Source organism: Halosimplex pelagicum, assembly GCF_013415905.1.
In the GTDB taxonomy this organism is placed as follows: Archaea; Halobacteriota; Halobacteria; order Halobacteriales; family Haloarculaceae; genus Halosimplex; species Halosimplex pelagicum.
This window is the reverse complement of sequence record NZ_CP058909.1, coordinates 4,481,831-4,499,929: the sequence shown is the minus strand read 5'-3', so window position 1 is coordinate 4,499,929 and position 18,099 is coordinate 4,481,831. Positions and strand designations below refer to the sequence as shown.

The following is an 18,099-nucleotide window of genomic DNA, read 5'->3' as shown; positions in this document are numbered from 1 at the left end:
CGTGCAGACGACATCGGCCGCCGATATCGAAGCCGTCCTCGACGAGTCCGGGCCGGACTACGAGGAGTTCAGCTACGAAGCGGCCACCGGTGGGACCCGCGCCGACGTGTACATGGTCACGCTCGTCTACCAGGGCAACGAGTACGAGGTCGTCGTCAAGTTCGAACCGCCGGGTGACGACCGGTTCGCCGTCGAGCCGAAGCTCCACGAGTACGTCGCCGACCGCACCGAGATCCCGATCCCCCGGATCCTCGTGTTCAAGCAGGAACCCGAGCGGTCGGTGCCGCCGTACTTCGTCACCGAGCGGGTCCGCGGCGACAACCTCGCCGACCAGTACGGCGCGATGGACCAGAGCCACTGGGAGCGAGTCATCGAGCAGGTCGGGTCGATCATGGGCGACCTGCACTCGGAGATCGCCTTCGAGGCGTTCGGGCGGCTGATGCTCTACGACGACCGGATCACGATCCGCAACTGGCGGGGCAACTGGCGGGAGTACTTCGGCGACCTCACCCGCTCGCACATCGACCGCCTCGGCGGGACGCCCTTCGAGGGGATGCAGTCGCGGGCGCGCGACGCCATCGAGGAGACGCTCCCGCTGGTGCCCGAGGACGGGATGCCCCGGCTCGTCCACGACGACATGCAGCCGACGAACCTGCTCTGCATGCTCGACGAGCCCGACCCTATCACCGCCGTCCTGGACTGGCAGGACACGCTGGCGGCCCACCGCGACTACCAGCTCGCCCAGTCGGAGTTCCTCTACATCGACTCGACGTTCGACGACCCGCAGGTGTGCGAACGCCTGCGCGAACAGCTCTACGAGGGGTACCGGACGCACGTTGAGTTCGACCCCGGCGAGGCCTACGAGCGGTGCAAGCCGATCTACCAGCTGTCGACGCTGCTGTGGCGGATGACCGGCTTCGACGACGCCTTCGCCGAGGACGACCTGGGACGAGCCCGCGCCGAGTTCCAGTACCGCCAGCAGTTCGACCGCTTGCTGGCCGAACTCCCGCGGTGAGGACCCGAGCCCGCGGTCCCGCAGGTCCGACACGTCGAACCTGTTCGAGTTCAGACCTGTCTCCTGAAACAAAGTTTTAAGTTACCGCTCTACGGAATCCCCGGCGAGATGCCCTCCGTACTGTCTCTGCTGACCGATCCGGACGAGTTCTTCCGTCGGCAGGGGTCCGATCCGTCGCTGAAAGGGCCGCTGGTCGTGATACTCGCGGTCGTCGCGGTCGACGTGGTCGCGGCGGTGTTGCAGTCGCGGTTCACGTCGCAACTGTTCGAAGGCGTCGGCGCCGGAGCGGGTTCGTGGCGTTCATCCAGGCGTTCACGTACCTGTTCGTCATCGCCGGGCCGTTCGTGATCTGGCTGCTGTACGCCGGGCTGTTCCACGCCGTCTCCGTGGCGTTCGGCGGCGAGGGCGACTTCTCGACGACGTTCGCGCTCGTGGGCTGGGGGTTCGTCCCCAGCCTCATCGGGTCGGCCGTCGGCATTCCGCTCACCTACTATCGATTCAACGTCCGAGGGATCGACGTGCCCTCGGAGATCACTCAGGAGTCGATGCAGCAGTTCAACCGGGCGCTCCAGACCGGGCCGATGGTGGCGCTGACGGCGGCGCTCGGCATCGTCTTCACCCTCTGGTGCGCGTTCCTCTGGACGTTCGCGATGAAACACGCCCGTACACTGAACGTCCGGGAGGCGGCGCTGACCGTCGCCGTCCCGGTGCTGATCGCGGTGTTGCTCTCGCTCCGGACGCTCCTGGTCGCCGTCGAAGTCCTGTGATGATCCGCCACGCTCGCTCCCCGCGTCCCCGCATCGAGTCGACAGTCACGAGCCACACCTCCCCCGACCAATGAACCGAAACAAGACGATAGCACTCGCGGTCCTGATCGCAGTCGCATCGCTTCCGGCCGTCGCGGCCGCAACCAGCGTGAACGTGACCATCTCGTCGGTCGACGTGACCCCCGCCGAACCGGTCCCCGGCGACGAGATCACGATCGAACCGACCATCGAGAACTTCGACAGTAGCTCCGCGGGCTACTTCGTCGACCGCGTGCGGATTATCAAGGCCAACGACGGGCCCCACCCGAAGGAGTACGCCGACGTGAAGAACATCGGGACCGTCCCGGCGGGCTCGGACAGGTCCGTCCCGCTGTCGGTCTCGTTCGACGAGGCCGGCACGTACGACCTGCAGGTCAACGTCTCCGGTCGCGATACCGACCAGGACCGGCGAACGCGGCTGAGTTACCCGGTCTCGATCACCGTCGAGGAGCGCTATCCGCAACTGGACATCGACGCCAACGACTCCGTCGCCGGCGTCCGCGCGGACGGCTCGGTCACCGTCGCCAACAGCCTGTCGAGCCCCATCGAGAGCGTCGAACTGACCGTCGACGGCGAGAACGTCAGCATCACGAACCGCCGGGAAGTGCTCGCGACGGTCGGGAGCAACGCCTCCCGCACCGTCGAGTTCGACTACCGCGCCGACGACGACGGCCGCCACCGGATGACGGCGACGCTCACCTACACGACCGCCGGCGGCGTGACCGACACGGTCACCGACACGGTGACGGTCCGGACGGAGACCGAGCGCCCGCAACTCGACATCGACGCGAACACCTCCATCGCCGGGCTGGAGTCCGACGGCACGGTCACGGTCGCCAACGGGCTCGGCGCGGCGGTGACCAACGCCGAGTTGACGGTCGCCGGCGACGGGATCGCCGTCCGCAACGACCGCTCGGTGTTCACCCGGATCGCCGACGGCGAGTCGGCGACGGCCGCGTTCGACTTCCGCCCGTCGGCCGCGGGCGACCACGAGGTGACCGCGACGCTCTCGTACTCGACGCCCGGCGGGGCGACCCGGACCGTCACGGAGACGGTCACCCTCCAGACGGACCCGCTCCGGGACAGCGTCGCGCTCGACCTGAGCACCCGCGAGGGCGGCAACTCCCAGGCGGTGACGGTGTCGGTGCTCAACCGGGGCAACGCTCCGCTCTCGAACGTCAGCGTGCGCGCCAGTTCGCCGAACGCCTCGGTCGGGCAGGCGCTCGTCGACCGCGTCGCCGCCGGCGAGTCCCGGACGGTTCGCCTGAACTCGACGCTCTCCGAAGACCGCGCCGCGGTCGACGTGGTCGCCACCTACGACGTGGCCCGCGAACGGGGCCGGACGAGCGCGTCGACGACGCTCACCCAGACGCCCGGTACCATCGGCCTGACCGGACTGGAGGTCGTGCCCGATGGAGGCCGACTCCGCATCTCGGGGAGCGCGAGCAACCTCGGGACGACCGACGCCCAGAGCGTGCTCGTCAGCGTCGTCGACACCGAGGAGGTGACGCCGACCTCGCCCAACCGCGAGTACTTCGTCGGCACCGTCCCCGCGAGTGACTTCGTCTCGTTCGACGTGTACGCGAGCACGCGAGGCAACGTCTCGTCGGTCCCGGTACGGGTCGAATACCTCGTCGACGGCCAGCGCCACACCCGCACCGTCGAGGTCGACGCCGCGGGCGCCAGCCGCGCGCTCGCCGCCGGTCCTGACATCGACGCGAACTCCGGTGGCGGCGGGTTCCTCGTCCCGCTGGCGGTCGGTGCAATCGTGGTGATCGCCGTCCTCGCCGTGGTCGTCCGCGCCTGGAGGGCGAGCCGTGGCGGTGATTGAGACCCGGGGCGTCGTCAAGCGCTACCGGACCGGCGGGGAGACGCTGGAGGCCCTGAAGGGGATCGACTTCGCCGTCGAGCCCGGCGAGTTCGTCTCCATCATGGGGCCCAGCGGGAGCGGCAAGACCACGCTGCTCAACCTGCTCGGCCTGCTCGACGACCCCAGCGAGGGCGAGGTCCTGCTCGACGGCGAGGACGTGACCGGCCTCACCGACCGCGAGCAGACGGCCGCCCGCAAGCGCACCATCGGGTTCGTCTTCCAGAACTTCTACCTCATCCCGACGCTCACCGCGAAGGAGAACGTCGAGGTGCCCGCACTCTTCGACCACGACCCGAGCGTCGAGGAGCGGTCGGTCGACCTGCTCGAACGGATGGGCCTGGGCGACCGGCTCGACCACAAGCCCGACGAGCTGTCGGGCGGCCAGAAACAGCGCGTCGCCATCGCCCGCTCGCTCATCAACGAGCCCCGGCTCCTGCTCGCCGACGAACCGACGGGGAACCTCGACCGCGACACCGGCCGCCAGATCCTGGAGGAGTTCGTCGAGATCACCGAGCGGGACGTGGCCGTCATCGCCGTCACGCACGACGAACTCGTCAACGAGTACGTCGACCGGACGGTGGAGCTCGTCGACGGTCTCATGGGCGAGGAGGCTCCGACCGACGGCGGCCACGGGAAGCCGGCGACCGGTCCCGGCGACGCCGCTGACCCGGGGCCGACCGCGGGCGCGACCGGCTCGCCGGAGGACGGACCCGCCGGCGGTGATCGGCCGTGATGCGGTGGCTGCGCCGGCGGTTCCCGGCGCTGCTGATGGCCCGGCGCAACATCGGCCGGACGAAGGTCCGGTCGGTGCTGGCGGCGCTGGGCATCGTCATCGGCGTCATCGCCATCGCGTCGCTGGGGATGTTCGGGCTGACGCTGCGCTACCAGCTCACCGAGAACCTCGGCAGCATCGGCAACCAGGTGATGGTCCAGCCGAGCGACGCCGAGGGAGCGCCCGACGCGCTCACCGAGCGGGACCTGCGGCAGGTCGAGTCGGTCGCCGGCTCGGGCGCGACGGTCGCGCCCGCGCTACAGCGGTTCACCACCGTCACCTACAGCAGGGAGGCGTCCGAGAACAGGGTAGTCATGGGGATCGACCAACCGGGCAAACTGTTCGAGGCCCGCGAGGGGTCGATCCCCCAACCCTACCGGACCGGCGCCCTGATCGGGCCGAACCTCGCCGACCAGCGCGGCCTGGGTCCCGGGGACACGATCGCCGTCAACGGTTCGACGGTCAGGGTCGTCGCGGTGCTCTCGCCGAGCCAGGGCTTCGGCTACACCAACCCGAGCGACCAGATCGTCCTCCCGATGCGGAGCTTCGAGAGCCGCGGCTACGACACCATCACCGTCACCGAGACCGACAGCACGGCCGCCAACGCCACGGCCATGGCGATCCGCGCCCAGCTGAACGACCGCCGCGAGCGCGTCACCGTTCAGGACTACTCCGGGGTCGCCGACCAGATCGGGCAGTCGTTCCAGGCCGTCAACCTCTTCCTCATCGGGATCGGCTCCATCTCCCTGCTCGTCGCCGGCGTCAGCATCCTCAACGTGATGCTGATGAGCGCCGTCGAGCGCCGCCAGGAGATCGGCGTGTTGCGCGCCGTCGGCTTCCAGAAGCTCGACGTGCTGAAGATCATGCTCTCGGAGGCCGTCCTGCTCGGGATCATCGGCGGCCTCGCCGGAGCCGCCTTCTCCGTCGTCGCCGGGCTGGTCCTCAACCACTTCGTCGTCGGCGACGCGATGCTCGCCTTCCGCCCGGGGAACTTCCTCTACATCGGGCTCGCCTTCGCGTTCGGCGTCGGGACGAGCCTGGTCAGCGGGCTCTACCCGGCGTGGAAAGCGGCCAACGAGCGTCCCGTCGAGGCGTTGCGGGGCTGAACGGGGCCCCCTCCCCGTCCGTCTCCGGCGGCTCGCCTCAGATCCGCTCGTCGAGTTCAGCCCAGAACCGGTCGCAGTCGGGGCGTCCGTCGGTCGCGGTGCCCGACCCGGCCGAGCGGCCGATGCCCGCAGCGTCGAACAGTTCGTCGACGTCGTCCTCGAACTGCCAGAAGATGGCCTCGCGGTAGGCGGCCGGTGACTCGTCGACGGCGCCGTCGAACGCGGCCCGCACGACCTCAGGACGCTGCTCGGCGACGGCCGCGAGCGCCCGAATGGCCGCTCGCCGTTCCCACCGCGGCGTCTCCGCGTCCACGTTCGCGGCGACCGCCTCGGCGCATCGGGCCGCCAGGTCCGCGTCGCGCTCGGCGAGTGCGCCGACGAACTCCGCGGCGGACTTCACCTCGACGCCGGCCCACAGCAGGTCGCGGACCCACTCGACGGCGTCGGTCGCCAGTTCGCGGTCGCTCCGAGCGATCGACGCGACGAACTCGGCCGTCTCCGTCTCGTCTCTCGGCCGAAACGACAGGGTGTCCGCGAGCGCTCGCTCGGCGAGCTTCGGCGCGTCGCGTACGACGACCCCCATCGGCCAGCGCTCGTCGTCGCGGTCGACCCGAGAGAGCGCCCGCAGTCGCTCCGGGACGGCGTCGGGGTCGGCGTCGCCCGCTGCCGCCAGCGCGGCCGCACCGGCCGTCCGGACCGACGGACACCCGTCGGCGAGGAGGACGGGGAGGTCTCCAGCGAGCGGGACGACCGCCGCCGGTTCCGCCGTCGCGACCGTCTCCAGTATCTCGGCAGCTGTAACCCGGGCGAATCCGACGTCGGCGCCCGTGACCCCCATCGCAGTGAGGAGGGACGGGAGCGCCGAGGTCCCGACCGCCGGGTCCGCGTCGACCGCGGCTACGACGGGATTCAGGCGCTCGGTGTTGTTCCGCCCCTCACCTGGTACCAGCCCGTCGACCAGCGCCTCGATCACCGTCGCCGCCTGGCTGGGCGCCGCTTCCGCGAGCACCGCGAGCGGCTCGTCGTCCTCGGCCGCACCGCCGTCGGCGAACGCGGCCGCGGCCGGATCCGGGTCGGCGGCGCCGCGTCCGACGGCGGCGAGCGCGTCCGCAGCGGTCGAGCGTCGGCCGTCGTCGGGCGTAGCCAGGAAACCGGCGAGGACGTCGACGAGTGCGGTCGCATCGACGGCCGGGTCGTCCCCGCGCCAGAGGAGTGTGGCGCAGCCGCTCGCCGCCGCCAGTCGGGCGTCGTCGTCGACGGCGTCGTCGGTCGCGAGGTCGAACAGCGTCGCCGCCGTCCCGCCATCGCTCCCCGCGGACAGCGTCACGAGCGCCTCGACAGCGTCCGGTGACGGCTCCGCGACGACCGCGCGGCGGACGGCCTCGGCCACCTCGTCGGCGCGCCCCGCGTCCAGCGCCCGCTCCGCGACGGACGGCGCCGCCTCGGGCGCCGACGACAGCGATCCGCGGAGCGCGGCGAACGTCGCGTCGACCGCCGTCCCGTCGGCCGGCTCGACCGCGTCGAGCGCTCGCGCGCCGGCGCCGACCCCGACGCCGCGCTCGACGCCGTCCCTGATCCGTCCGGCTCGCTCCGCGACGGCGTCCGGGCGCTCGGTCGCCAGCGCCGCGACGAGGTCGCGGGCGTACGGCGACGGCGACGCAGCCTCCCAGCCGCGTTCGACGAGGTCGGCGACGGCTGATCCGGGCAGCTCCGCGGACCGCTTCGCGACGGCGTCGGCGTCGACGCGGGCGCGCTCCGGGGCCGGGGCGTCCTCGGTCGCGGCCTCGGCCAGTCCGACCGCGTACAACCGTACGGCTGGATCGGGGACGCGAAACGCGAGGTCGGACTGGGCGTCGACGACCCCGAGCACCGCGGACCGAACCCGCTCGTCGTCATCGAGCACCGCCCGTCCGAACGCTCGCGCGCCCGTCGCGACGGTCTCGGTCGCTACCTCGTCGTCGATCATCACGACCGACCCGACCGCGACGGCCGCGTCGCGCCGGACCCGCGGGTCGGGATCCGCCGTCGCCGCGTCCGCGAGGGCGGGGACCGTTGCGCGGAGGCGCTCGGGCACCGTGGTGTCGCTGTTGCACTGACTGCGCTCGATCGCCCGACATAGCGCGCCGGCCGCCGCGGCGCGCACGTCGGCCGCCTCGTCCGTCAGCGCCGCTTCGAGCGCCTCGACCAGCGGGTCGTCCCTGCCGACGACTTCGAGGTATCGCGCCGCCGCCGCTCGGCGGGCGGGTTCGGCGGCCGACAGCGCCGACCGGACGGTCTCGGCCCGTGGGTCGAGTTCACGGACGACCGCGGCCGCGTGCAGTCGCGTCGCTTCGTCGTCGAGGGCGGCGAACAGCGCCGGCGGCAGTTCGTCCAGCGACGCCAGCACCTCGGCGACGACCGGATACGCGGCGTCGAGCGCGAGCCGCCGGTCGCTCGGGTCGTCGGCGGTGGCGGCCGTCCGGAACAGCGCGCTGAGTCCGGCACCGAGCGCGTCCGGGCTCTCCTCGCGGAGCGCCGCGAGGGCGGCCGCCCTGTCGTCCGGGGTGGTGCCGGTCACGCGCTCGGCGAACCCCACGACGGGCTCGGTCACCACGAGTGGACGACCTCCCCGCTGGCGTCCCACTGGCGCTCGAAGTGCGCGACGGCGTCGTCGGCGGCCCGCCCGAACAGCCCGCAGTAGTCGTCGACCTCGACGTAGCCGCCGTCCATCCAGACGTACAGCGTCCCGCCGCCGTTCGCCTCGGCCTCCTGTTCACGGATCCCCAGTGCCCACGCCGCCCGGGCGTCCAGATCCGTCACGAAGTCGCTGAGCCACAGCGCGTCGATGACGCCCCCGCCGTGCTCTCTTCCGGTCGTCCAGTGGACGGCGTCGTCGTCGACCCGAATCTGCGCTCGCCGCTCGTGGGTGAACTCGGGGACCAGCCGTTCCATCTCTCGACGCAACTCCGCGGCGACGGCCGCCGGGTCGCGCCGCTCGACACCCAACGTGAGGTGATAGCCGTTCCAGCTACCCATACGGGACGGTCGACCGACCCCCAGAAAAACGTTGACCGTGCAGCGAAACTGTATCAGCCGTCTCAGTCCGCGTTGACGGTCAGTCGCGGGCTCGCGCGGTCGACCGTCACGGGCGCGAACTGCTCGAACCAGTCGGTCTCGCCGGATTCGAAGGCCTCCAGACAGTCCTGCACGGAGAAATTGATCTCGCCGGACTCGTCGGCGCAGGGGAACACGGCCTGCAGGTCGCTGCCCTCGTAGACGGCGAGCGACGCCATCGGGAAGACGACCACGTCGTGGACCGCGTCGCTGCCGATGTACGAGCGTTGGCGGCGCTCGAAGGCCGGTTCGAGCCGGTAGCCGTTCTCGCTCGCCCACTCGCCGAACTCCTCGTAGGTCGCCAGCGCCTCGTCGCGGCTGTCCTGCTCGGGCGTCCGGATGCGCTGCCAGGAGGCGTCGACCGCCGTGTCGGTGACGACGCCCTCGGCTTCCAGGTCCTCGACGCGCCCGAGGACCCGCTGCTGGCGGTCGTAGCTGCCGTACGTGTCTCCCCGGAGGTAGAGCTCGATCCGGTGGTCGCTGGTGTCCGTCATGGGTTCTGTCACTTGATCAATTCCTCGGGTGGCCCCCTGAAAACGCTTTCTGCCCTATTCCTTCGAGGGACTCTAGGGACCTAGTATGGGTCGCGTTGACGCCGTTCTCGCCAGTTCGTTGCGGGTCGCGTTCGGACTGCAACTCCATCCGGTCGGGGCGAAACTGCCTTCTCGCCCCCGGTCGTCCCCGGGAGCATGGCAACAGCGGAGCAGCTCCTGGATTCGGGACTCGCTCACGTCGTCGCGATCGTGCTCGGCGGCGTGGGCGCGGTCGCCCTCTGGACCGGGACCGCGCTGGACTGGGGCTGGTTCTGGATCTTCTACGGGATCGTCTGGCTCACGTTCCTCGACCTGTTCGAGGACGACGAGTGGTTCTGGGAGTCGATGTACGGCGACGGCTCGGAGGCCACCGAACGGACCGAACGCGAGTCCGAAGACGAGGACTCCGACGAGGACCCCCTCGCGGTCCTGAAACGGCGCTACGCCGAGGGAGCGATCGACGACGAGGAGTTCGACGAGCGACTCGACCGGCTGCTGGAGACGCCGGACACGCTCGACGAACTGGAAACCGAACGCGCGTAGCCGCCGAAAAAGAGGTCGCTCGGCCGGTCGGGAACGCGGTCAGTCGTCGGCGCTGGCGGTCCGGCCGGCGGCGGGCACGTCGATCTCGCCGGCGTCGAGTTCGGCCTCGATCTCGCGGGCCGCGGTGACCATGTTCTCCATCTTCGCGTAGGCCTTCTCGCGGGGGAGTAGCTTCAGCCCGCAGTCCGGGGAGATGGTCAGCTGCTCCGGTGGGACGACTTTCAGGCCCTGGCGGATGTTGTCCTTGATCTCCGCGACGGACTCGACCTCGGCGGTGTGGTTGTCGACGACGCCCAGGGCGAGGTCGAGCGTGAACTCGGGGTCGGTGAACACGTCGATTTGCTCGTAGTCGCCGTTGGTCAGTTCGAGGTCGAGCTCGTCGATCGGGTAGTCGAGCACCTCGGGATAGATACGCGAGTAGTCGCCGTAGCAGACGTGGAGGCCGATGCGGACCTCCTCGGGAATGTCCTCGACGATGCGTTCGAGGCACTCGCCGACGATGGCGTGGTCGTCGGGCGTCGTGGCGAGCGCGGGCTCGTCGATCTGGATGTAGCGGGCGCCGGCCTCGACCAGTTGCTCGATCTCCTCGTTGACGAGTTCGGCCAGGTCATAGGCCAGCGCCTCGTCGTCGTCGTAGGCCTCGTTGAACGTCCAGTTGGCGAGGGTGTACGGACCGGTGATGGGCACCTTGACGGGGCGGTCGGCCACGCTGTCGGTGAACTCGAACTCGTCGACGAGCCACTGCTCGCCGTACTCAACCTCGTCGGCGACGGAGGGCTTGTTGAAGTAGTTGTGCCCCCAGACCTTGACGCGGCCGTTGAACTCGTAGCCCTCGATGCGCTCGGCGAAGTACTCCACCATCTCCGTCCGGCGCATCTCGCCGTCGACGACGGTGTCGAGGCCGGCCCGCTCGTGCTCCTCGGTGATGAGGCGGGCGGCGTCGTCCTTGGCCTCTTCCCACTCCGTGTCGCCGAAGTTGTCCTCGTCGTCCTCGTAGAGCTCGCGGGCGCGGTCGAGCCACTTGGGCTTCTTGTAGCTGCCGACGACCGAGGTCAGCAGGAAGTGGTCGTTGTCGTGGTCGGCCGGGCGGAACTGCTCGCGGTTGTCGGCGGGTCGGTCGGTCATGCTTTCACCTCCGCGCGCTCGACGGCGCCGAGCGCGGCGAGCTTCTCCTCGAACCTGCCCGAGGGCAGGTAGAAGGTAGGCGTGTTGATCGTCGCGTATGCCGTCTCGAAGTCGACGCCGTGGGCGTTGTCGAGCGTCCACTCGACGCGCTCGGCGATCTCCGAGGACTCCTCGACGAGCGTGTTCTGCCCGTCGACGATACCCAGCGCGATGTCGTCCTTGGCGCCGTACTCGGAGATGACGTAGGCGTTGTCCTCGTGGTTGGCGACGAAGTCGAAGCCGATCGCGTCCACGTCGGCGTCCATGAGGTGGGCGTACACCTTCTCGTCGACGCCGCCGTCGCCGCCGTGGGACTCCCAGTAGGTGTGGGCGACCACGTCGGCGTCGGTCGCCTGTGCGACCGTGTCGATGGCCTCGCCGGCGCGCTCGTCGGCGCCGTCGCCGGGCGGCGATTCGAGCAGCGAGGGTTCGAGCAGGAACAGCGTCTCGACCTCGGGGAACCGCTCGGCCTCGGCGGCCAGGAACTCGGCCAGCGCCGAGAGGAAGGCGGCCTCGTCGCCGTAGTGCTCGTCCGTCGCGAGCTGGCTCAGCGTGTACGGGCCGGGGAGGACCGCGCCGAGCGACTCGTCGGTGAGTTCCGCGGTCGCTTCGAGGTCGGTCGCCACGTCGCCGGTGGCGCTCAGGTCACCGGTCACGACCGGGTCGCGGTAGAAGTTGTTGTTGTCGAAGTAGCGGACGATCCCCTTCGTCTCGACCGCGTCGGCGACGGCGAGCGGGTGGGTGAGCATGTCGTCCCACCGCAGCTGGCCCTCGACGACCAGGTCGAGGCCGGCGTCGGTCTGGAGGCCGACGACCTCCTCACGCGCTCGGTCGTAGGCGTCGCCGATCTCGGCGCTCTCGTCGCCCGAGACCAGCCCGCCCTTCTGTCGCCCCTTCAGGTTCGCGAGTTCGTCCTTCGCCCAGTCCGGCAGCGGATACAGGCCGGGCGTCGTGGAGAGTACCTCCGTCATTGGAACGGGCTACGCCATGATGCCCTATAATATTTCTCATCTACTTTGATGCGTTGTGGTAATTTGACCGGCGGATCGTCGACGCCTATCGAGTCAGAAAATTCATATGTCGTTCAGCGGAACGCGAGAGCGTGTCACGGTTGTCTCGACTGGGGCGTGCCGGAACTCGAACCGTCGGTGCGGGGATCGCCGCCGGGTCGTTGGCCATGCTGCTCCTGTACCCCTACTACATGCGATATCACTACGCCGTGCCGGCGGTCGACCGCTACTACGCGTTCGCCGCCCTCGGGATGTTGCTGGCGTTCGTCTGGGCCCCGGCGGTCGCGTGGGGAGTTGCGACCGCAGTTCGGGGTCGATTCCGGTCGTTGACTCCACCGCTGGCGTGCATCGCCGTCCCACTCGCTCCGCTACCGCTGGCGCTTGACACCTTCCGCAGGCCCAGGACCGACGTCGTCCCGACTCCCGAGTACATCACCGAGTGGACGCCCCCGTCCGGTCCCGTCGAACTCGCCGTTCGGACGTTCGAAACCGCCGACTTCTGGTGGCTCGGCTGCGTCCTCTTCTTCGTCGCCGGCGTGGCGTGGACTCGCGGCCAGCGTCGCTGGGTGTTCGGAAGTCTCGTCGCGCTCGTCTGTTACGGTGGGTCTCACGGAGCGGTCACGACTACCCTCCTCCACGGGCTCGTCGTCCGCCCGCTGTTCGCCGCGCCAGCCGGGGCTGTCCTGTTCGCCGTCGGCGCGAAACTGGCCGCAACGGATGGCGAACCGGCTGACGACCCCGCGGAGCAGCCTCGCCCGTCGCCCGCGGAGTGACCCCCGACGGCCGCGCGCCGACCCCACGACCAGACCTTTGACTGGCGAACGACACACTGGAACCGTGTCGGTCCCGGACCGCCTCGCGACTCGGTCGGCTGCCCGCGTCTCCCGCTCGCGCTCAGACCTCGAACGCGCGCCCGCTCCAGCGGTCGACGACGAGTTCGAAGGGGACCACCTCGGTCGCGTCGTCCCACCGGACCGGGTTGGGCGCGGACTGGTTGTTCCGCGCGAGCGCGGCGAAGGCGGGCTCGGCCTCGTCGTAGGACGTTTCCACGAGCCGACCGGTGACGACGACGCTGCGCCAGACCCGCTCGCTCTCGTCCTCCTCGTAGACGGAGAGCCCGACGGCCGGCGTTCGGTCCAGACATCGGTGCTTCCGGTTCGATTCGTCCCCCTCGAGTTGCATCGCGAGCACGTCGGTATCCGGGTCGTACCCGTACGCGACGGGGAGCGGGTAGGGCGCCCCGCCGTCGGGACCGGCCATGGCGAGCACGCCGATCCCGTTTCCCGCGAGCACGTCGACGATCCCGTCGTCGCTGAGGCGGTTCATCCGTCCGGACGTAGCGGCCGGTGGGAGTTGTGGGTGGGGTCACCTTCCCAGCGAGCGGGAACTTTGTCCGGCGTTTTCAGGGCGGCGAGCCGGAACGGTCGGTATGCAAGCGCGCTCGGACGAGCGGTTCGCCGACTGGGACGACGAGCGGTACAGCACCGACATCGACCGCTTCGACGAACAGCACAGGCGGCTGTTCGGCCTGCTCAACGACCTCCACGCGGCCATGGACGAGGGCCACTCCGAGGAGGAGATCGGCGACATCCTGCGCGAACTCGAACGCTACACGGAGTACCACTTCGGCGACGAGGAGGAGTTCATGCAGGACTGCGGCTACGCGATGGACTGCGCCGACTGCTTCTACGACCACCGCGAGATGCACGAGGAGTTCGCCGCCAGAGTCGCCGAGTTCCGCGAGAAACACGAGAACGGCGAGTACGTCACGATGGAGGTGCTGACCTTCCTCCGCGACTGGCTGGACGCCCACATCGCCGCCCTCGACGAGGACCAGAACTACGCCGACTACTTCGAGTCGGAGGTCGACGGCGACTACGAGTACCGGCCCGGCGCGCTCCGACAGGGTCGGCGCGCCGCGGCCTCGACCGACCGGGGGGACGAGCGCGCCGCGACGAACGGTGACGCGACCGCCGCCGACGAGGCGCTCGACCCCGATGGTCCGGTGGCCGACGGCGGCCCGCTCGACGTGCCCGAGGGAACGGTCGCGGACTGGTTCGAGTCGGTCGCCGAGGCCCACGGGGACCGGCCCGCCGCGCTGGTCCCGACGGCCGACGGGTACGCCGAACGGACGTTCGACGATCTCGTCGACCGGGCCCAGCGAGTCGCGGCGGGCCTGCTGGGGAGCGGCTTCGTCCCCGGCGACCGGGTCGGGATCGCGGCGGAGTCGCGCTACGAGTGGTCCGTCGTCGACCTCGCCTGCCAGTTCGCCGGGCTCGTCTCGGTCCCGCTGTACCCCTCGTTCACCGCCGAACAGACGCGCCGCGCCGCCGGGAGCGCCGGCCTCTCGGGCGTCGTGACCGACGGCGGGCCGGCGGACGACGGGTCGGCCGACGGCGGCGTGCGCGTCGACATCGACGACCTCCCGACCGCGGAACCGGGGAATCTACCGGGGCTCCGGGCCGACGGTCGGGAGCCGGCGACGGTCGTGTTCGACCCCGCCGGGTCCGACCAGGCCGGGCACGCGTTCACCCACCGCGCGCTGCTCGCGGGCGCGGCCGCGCTCGCCGACGACCTGCCGCTCGCGCCGGGGTCGACCGGGACGTGTTTCCTCCCGCTCGCGCACGTCTACCAGCGCGTCGCGACGTACTACCTCTGGTCGACGGGGAGCGCCGTCGCCTACGCCGGGTCCGGCGGGCTCGTCGACGACCTCGCGGCGGTCAGGCCGTCGGTCCTCGTCGGCACCCCGGCGGTCTACCAGCGGCTCTACGGCGCCCTGCAGGACCGCATCGGCTCGATGAACTGGATGAAGCGCAAGGTCGCCGGCCGCGTCGCCTCGTACGGCCGGGACCGACTCGACGGCGGCGGCACGCCGCTGAAGTACGCCGCCGCGGACCGGCTGGTCTACGGGCCGCTCCGCGAGGCGTTCGGCCTCGCGGACCTGGAGTACGCGCTCTGCGGCGCCGGCCGACTGGACGCGCACCTCCTGTACCTGTTCGCCGGGTTCGGCCTGCCGGTCCGGAACCTGTTCGGCACCGTCGGGACCGCCGGCGTCGGCGCGCTCGCCACGCCCGAAGCGTCGGTCGACGGCGCGGCCGGCCGCCCGGTCGGCGGGACCGAGATCGCCCGCTCCGACGGCGGGGAACTGCTGGTCCGCGGCCCCGTCGTGACGGTCGGCCGGCCCGGCGCCGACGAGACGGCGCGACGGCCGGACCGGTGGTGCCGGACCGGAACCGACGGCCGCGTCGGGTCCGACGGAACCGTCTACGTGGAGTGAGCGGCGGGCGACTCGAACGCGACGCTACTGGTCGTCCCGGGCGAACCGCACCACCAGCAGCGTCTCGAAGGGGTGAGACTCGCTGGCGACTTCCTCGCTCGCCAGCCCGTTCTCGGCCGCGCGCTCGCGCACCGCGTCGGGGTCGGTCAGCGAACTCACGAGCAGGTACGCCGCGCCACCGGGAGCGAGGACGCGCGACACGTCGTCCAGAAAGGGGTCGATAGCCGCGCGGCCGTCCTCGCCGCCCGACAGCGCCCGCTCCATCCAGTCGTCCCACTCCCTGTCGGGCTCGGTCGGCAGGTACGGCGGATTGAACGTCACCGCGTCGAAACTCCCGTCCCGGAACGGCCCCGTCAGGTCGGCCCGGACAGCCGGAATCCCCGCCTCGGCGGCCTGCCGACAGGCGTGCGGGTTCAGATCGGTCCCTACCGCGTCGGCGCCCGCCTCGCGCATCCGCGCGGCGACGTAGCCCGAGCCGGTGCCCACGTCCAGCGCGCGGTCGCCGTCGCCCACGCGCTCGACCACGGCGTCGGCCAGTAGCTTCGAGTCCTCCGCGGGCTGGTACACCTGCTCCACGTCGCGCTGGGCGGCCAGTCCCGGCTTCCCGCCGGACTCGTCCGCTGTCCCGTCACCATCGGACTCGTCCTCGCTCATCGCTCGCCGGGCTCGCCCACTTCGTAGGCCAGCGTCGCCAGGTCCGCGAACTCCGCGGGCGTGACGTTCCCGGCGCGGGCGCTCATCAGGTCCTCGTCGGCGGCGTCGACCACCGCGTCGGGGTCGCCCAGTCCGGAGATGTGGGCGGTGTTGCGGACGGCGTTTCGTATCGTCTTCCGGCGCTGAGTGAACACGGCCTTCAGGAAGTCCATGAAGAACTCCTCGTCATCGACCTCGTAGTCGGGATCGCGGGGCGTCGTCCGTACGACCGCGCTCTGGACCGCCGGTGGGGGCGAGAACGCTTCTTTCGGGACGGGCTCGACCACCTCCGCGTCGGCGTAGTGGCCCGCCGTCACCGACAGCCGGCCGTAGTCGTCGGTCCCCGGCTCGGCGGCCATCCGCTCGGCGAACTCCCGCTGGAACATCAACACGAGCGGCCGTCCCTCGGGAAGCAGCCGGAAGGCCAACTCGCTGGACGGACCGTACGGCAGGTTCGAGATAGAGGCGGTGAACTCCGGCAACTCGACCTCCAGGGCGTCGCCCTCGACGACGGTGAGGTCCCCCGATTCGATCTCGGCGGCGAACTCTTCGCGGAGGAACCGCGCGAGGTCGGGGTCGCGCTCGATAGCGGTCACTCGGTCGGCCGCAGCGAGCAGCCGATCCGTCAGCGCGCCGGTCCCCGCGCCGATCTCCAGCACGTGCGAGAGGTCGACGTCCGCCTCCTCGGCGTATCCGGGCAGCCGGTCGAGCACGCGGTCGTCGACCAGGAAGTGCTGGTCGCGGTTCGGGTCGCCCCGGACGCCGGCCCGCCGCAGCAGGGCGTCGGGGTCGCGGGTGCCCGGCTCGGGATCACCGCCGCGGGCCGGGCCGCTGTCGCCGTCGCTGGCCTCCCCGTCTCCCCGCGTGCGTTCGCCGTTCATTCCTCGTCGTCCCGGCGGGCGAACGTCTGGTACTTCAGGTCGTCCTCGCGGATCTCCTCTAAGATGCGCTCGACGACGACCTCGCGGGGGTTGTGCAGCCCCTCGACGCGCTCGCCGAGGTCCTCGAAGCTCTCGAAGGGACCGCGCTTGCGCTCGTCGAGGATGGCGTTGCGCAGTTTCTTCCCGATGCCCGGCAGGAGGTTCAGCTGGTGCAGGCGAAGGGTGATCGGCTGGGCGTCGTTGTAGAAGTCGACGAACCGGCGTTCCTCCTCGTCGACCAGGTCCTCGACGGCGTAGTCGAGTTCCGATTGGGCGCCGCCGGGCAGGTCCTCGTACTCGACCTCGCCGGTGCGCTCGATGGCGTCGGCCGCCCGGTCGATGACGAGGTCGTCGCCGATCGACACGTCGGCGTCGGGCCCGAGGACCACCTCGTACAGGCGGAAGTCCTCGCGCCCGAGCGCGTAGGCGAGAGGCTGTTTCTGGTACTGCGGGCGGTCGTCCTCGGTCCGACCGTGTGCGAGAAAGTCGAGGACGATCGCCGTCGGCCCCCCCGGATCGTCGTCGCCGCGCTCGGTGTCGCTCATGACAGACGAGTAGGGCGAGACGGAACTTAAACCCCCGCTGTCGGGCGCTTGGGGAAGGCGGACGCCGTCAGGCGTACTTGGCGACGACTTCGAGGATGGCGTCGAGTTCGTCGCCCGAGAGAGTAAAGCGCTCCTGGGCGTAGATCGACCGCAGCTCGTCGCGGTCCATCGGTCGCAGGTTCGCGATCTTGTAGGCGGTCGGCTCGTCGACCTTGTCGAGCTCCCGGAGCTCGGCGACGAACTCGCGGGACTCCTCGGGGTCGAGGACGGCGAAGCGGTTGACGTGCTCGATGGCCCGCGCGAGCTCGTAGCGCATCTCCCGGTCCTCGTCGGCGGCCCGCTCGCGCTCGAGCTCCTCGAGGACCGCCTTGGTCTCGGCGACCGTCAGGTACTCTTCGTCGACCTTCTCTTTGAATATCGTCATGCCTGGCTGCGGAGGTGGGCGGGCTTGACGATGAGCGTCTTGTCGACCGTGCCGTCGACGATGGCGACCTTGTACGCGGCGCCCTGTTCGCCGACGATCTCGCCCGTCCGACCGTCGAAGCGCGGGTGGTAGCGCCCGTCCGGGACGCTCGGGTCGATCTTCAGGTGGACCTTCTCGCCGTCCTCGAACTCGGTGACGGCGCGCTGGGGCGGCGACGTGCCGCTCTCTCGGGGTTCGTTGCGGAGCTTCTTGCGCGACTTCTTCTGGGGTCCGTTGGAGTTAGGCATTCGTGCGGTCCCGTTCTCCGGTCACGCTTATAAATCGCACG

20 protein-coding genes are annotated in these 18,099 nt (G+C 70.5%); 9 read left to right on the top strand and 11 right to left on the bottom strand.

The annotated features are described in order from the left end of the window. Position 1 precedes the first annotated feature (1 nt). From HZS54_RS22425 to HZS54_RS22400, 6 genes are all read left to right on the top strand, one after another. Positions 2–1,015 carry a phosphotransferase family protein gene (locus tag HZS54_RS22425; RefSeq protein ID WP_179919316.1) on the top strand — a complete coding sequence of 338 codons (1,014 nt, stop codon included), beginning with the start codon at positions 2–4 and terminating at the stop codon, positions 1,013–1,015. Between the two features lie 108 nt (positions 1,016–1,123). Beyond that, positions 1,124–1,363, top strand: coding sequence for a hypothetical protein (locus HZS54_RS22420; protein WP_179919315.1), 240 nt, complete (start codon positions 1,124–1,126; stop codon positions 1,361–1,363). Beyond that, positions 1,309–1,782, top strand: coding sequence for a Yip1 family protein (locus HZS54_RS22415; protein WP_179919314.1), 474 nt, complete (start codon positions 1,309–1,311; stop codon positions 1,780–1,782). Before HZS54_RS22420 ends, HZS54_RS22415 begins: the two co-directional genes overlap by 55 nt. 70 nt (positions 1,783–1,852) lie before the next feature. After that, a complete protein-coding gene (locus tag HZS54_RS22410) occupies positions 1,853–3,652 on the top strand; it encodes a COG1361 family protein (RefSeq protein ID WP_179919313.1) in 1,800 nt (599 codons plus the stop codon). Beyond that, positions 3,639–4,424, top strand: coding sequence for an ABC transporter ATP-binding protein (locus HZS54_RS22405; protein WP_179919312.1), 786 nt, complete (start codon positions 3,639–3,641; stop codon positions 4,422–4,424). Before HZS54_RS22410 ends, HZS54_RS22405 begins: the two co-directional genes overlap by 14 nt. After that, entirely contained in the window at positions 4,424–5,569 is a 1,146-nt protein-coding gene (locus HZS54_RS22400) for an ABC transporter permease (protein ID WP_179919311.1), read from the top strand. The genes HZS54_RS22405 and HZS54_RS22400 overlap by 1 nt, the downstream gene beginning before the upstream one ends. Positions 5,570–5,606: 37 nt before the next feature. Here the strand turns inward: HZS54_RS22400 and HZS54_RS22395 are convergent, their stop codons facing one another. The 3 genes from HZS54_RS22395 to HZS54_RS22385 all read right to left on the bottom strand — a co-directional run bounded on the left by HZS54_RS22395 (position 5,607) and on the right by HZS54_RS22385 (position 9,168). Further along, positions 5,607–8,159: a hypothetical protein gene (locus tag HZS54_RS22395; protein ID WP_179919310.1), complete on the bottom strand. Its 2,553-nt coding sequence runs from the start codon at positions 8,157–8,159 to the stop codon at positions 5,607–5,609. Continuing rightward, positions 8,156–8,584: a hypothetical protein gene (locus tag HZS54_RS22390; RefSeq protein WP_179919309.1), complete on the bottom strand. Its 429-nt coding sequence runs from the start codon at positions 8,582–8,584 to the stop codon at positions 8,156–8,158. Before HZS54_RS22390 ends, HZS54_RS22395 begins: the two co-directional genes overlap by 4 nt. Positions 8,585–8,646: 62 nt before the next feature. Next, positions 8,647–9,168 carry an HTH domain-containing protein gene (locus HZS54_RS22385; protein ID WP_246391718.1) on the bottom strand — a complete coding sequence of 174 codons (522 nt, stop codon included), beginning with the start codon at positions 9,166–9,168 and terminating at the stop codon, positions 8,647–8,649. A 183-nt stretch (positions 9,169–9,351) separates the two neighbouring features. Here HZS54_RS22385 and HZS54_RS22380 point away from each other — a divergent pair, with 183 nt between their 5' ends. After that, complete coding sequence (locus HZS54_RS22380; RefSeq protein ID WP_179919308.1) at positions 9,352–9,738, top strand: SHOCT domain-containing protein; 387 nt, start codon at positions 9,352–9,354, stop codon at positions 9,736–9,738. 39 nt (positions 9,739–9,777) lie between these two features. On the opposite strand, the gene HZS54_RS22375 is transcribed toward HZS54_RS22380, so the two are convergent. Beyond that, entirely contained in the window at positions 9,778–10,863 is a 1,086-nt protein-coding gene (locus HZS54_RS22375) for a methionine synthase (RefSeq protein WP_179919307.1), read from the bottom strand. Beyond that, positions 10,860–11,873 carry a 5-methyltetrahydropteroyltriglutamate--homocysteine methyltransferase gene (locus HZS54_RS22370; RefSeq protein ID WP_179919306.1) on the bottom strand — a complete coding sequence of 338 codons (1,014 nt, stop codon included), beginning with the start codon at positions 11,871–11,873 and terminating at the stop codon, positions 10,860–10,862. Before HZS54_RS22370 ends, HZS54_RS22375 begins: the two co-directional genes overlap by 4 nt. Positions 11,874–12,079: 206 nt before the next feature. On the opposite strand from HZS54_RS22370, the gene HZS54_RS22365 reads away from it, so the two are divergent. Next, positions 12,080–12,685 (top strand): hypothetical protein, encoded by a 606-nt coding sequence (locus HZS54_RS22365; RefSeq protein ID WP_179919305.1) that lies wholly within the window; start codon positions 12,080–12,082, stop codon positions 12,683–12,685. Between the two features lie 121 nt (positions 12,686–12,806). Here the strand turns inward: HZS54_RS22365 and HZS54_RS22360 are convergent, their stop codons facing one another. Then, positions 12,807–13,238 carry a pyridoxamine 5'-phosphate oxidase family protein gene (locus HZS54_RS22360; protein ID WP_179919304.1) on the bottom strand — a complete coding sequence of 144 codons (432 nt, stop codon included), beginning with the start codon at positions 13,236–13,238 and terminating at the stop codon, positions 12,807–12,809. A gap of 103 nt (positions 13,239–13,341) precedes the next feature. Between HZS54_RS22360 and HZS54_RS22355 the strand changes: the two genes are divergently transcribed. Beyond that, positions 13,342–15,189: a bacteriohemerythrin gene (locus HZS54_RS22355; protein ID WP_179919303.1), complete on the top strand. Its 1,848-nt coding sequence runs from the start codon at positions 13,342–13,344 to the stop codon at positions 15,187–15,189. A 24-nt stretch (positions 15,190–15,213) separates the two neighbouring features. On the opposite strand, the gene HZS54_RS22350 is transcribed toward HZS54_RS22355, so the two are convergent. From HZS54_RS22350 to HZS54_RS22330, 5 genes are all read right to left on the bottom strand, one after another. Further along, on the bottom strand, positions 15,214–15,843 hold the full coding sequence (locus HZS54_RS22350; protein ID WP_179919302.1) for a HemK2/MTQ2 family protein methyltransferase: 630 nt from the start codon (positions 15,841–15,843) through the stop codon (positions 15,214–15,216). Continuing rightward, the gene (locus HZS54_RS22345) at positions 15,840–16,763 is read right to left on the bottom strand and encodes a 16S ribosomal RNA methyltransferase A (protein WP_179919301.1); all 924 of its coding nucleotides are present in this window, start codon (positions 16,761–16,763) and stop codon (positions 15,840–15,842) included. The genes HZS54_RS22350 and HZS54_RS22345 overlap by 4 nt, the downstream gene beginning before the upstream one ends. After that, on the bottom strand, positions 16,760–17,347 hold the full coding sequence (locus HZS54_RS22340) for a DUF655 domain-containing protein (protein WP_179919300.1): 588 nt from the start codon (positions 17,345–17,347) through the stop codon (positions 16,760–16,762). The genes HZS54_RS22345 and HZS54_RS22340 overlap by 4 nt, the downstream gene beginning before the upstream one ends. 67 nt (positions 17,348–17,414) lie before the next feature. Next, positions 17,415–17,771, bottom strand: coding sequence for an RNA polymerase Rpb4 family protein (locus HZS54_RS22335; RefSeq protein WP_179919299.1), 357 nt, complete (start codon positions 17,769–17,771; stop codon positions 17,415–17,417). Further along, the gene (locus tag HZS54_RS22330; RefSeq protein WP_179919298.1) at positions 17,768–18,058 is read right to left on the bottom strand and encodes a 50S ribosomal protein L21e; all 291 of its coding nucleotides are present in this window, start codon (positions 18,056–18,058) and stop codon (positions 17,768–17,770) included. Before HZS54_RS22330 ends, HZS54_RS22335 begins: the two co-directional genes overlap by 4 nt. Between the last annotated feature and the right edge of the window lie 41 nt (positions 18,059–18,099).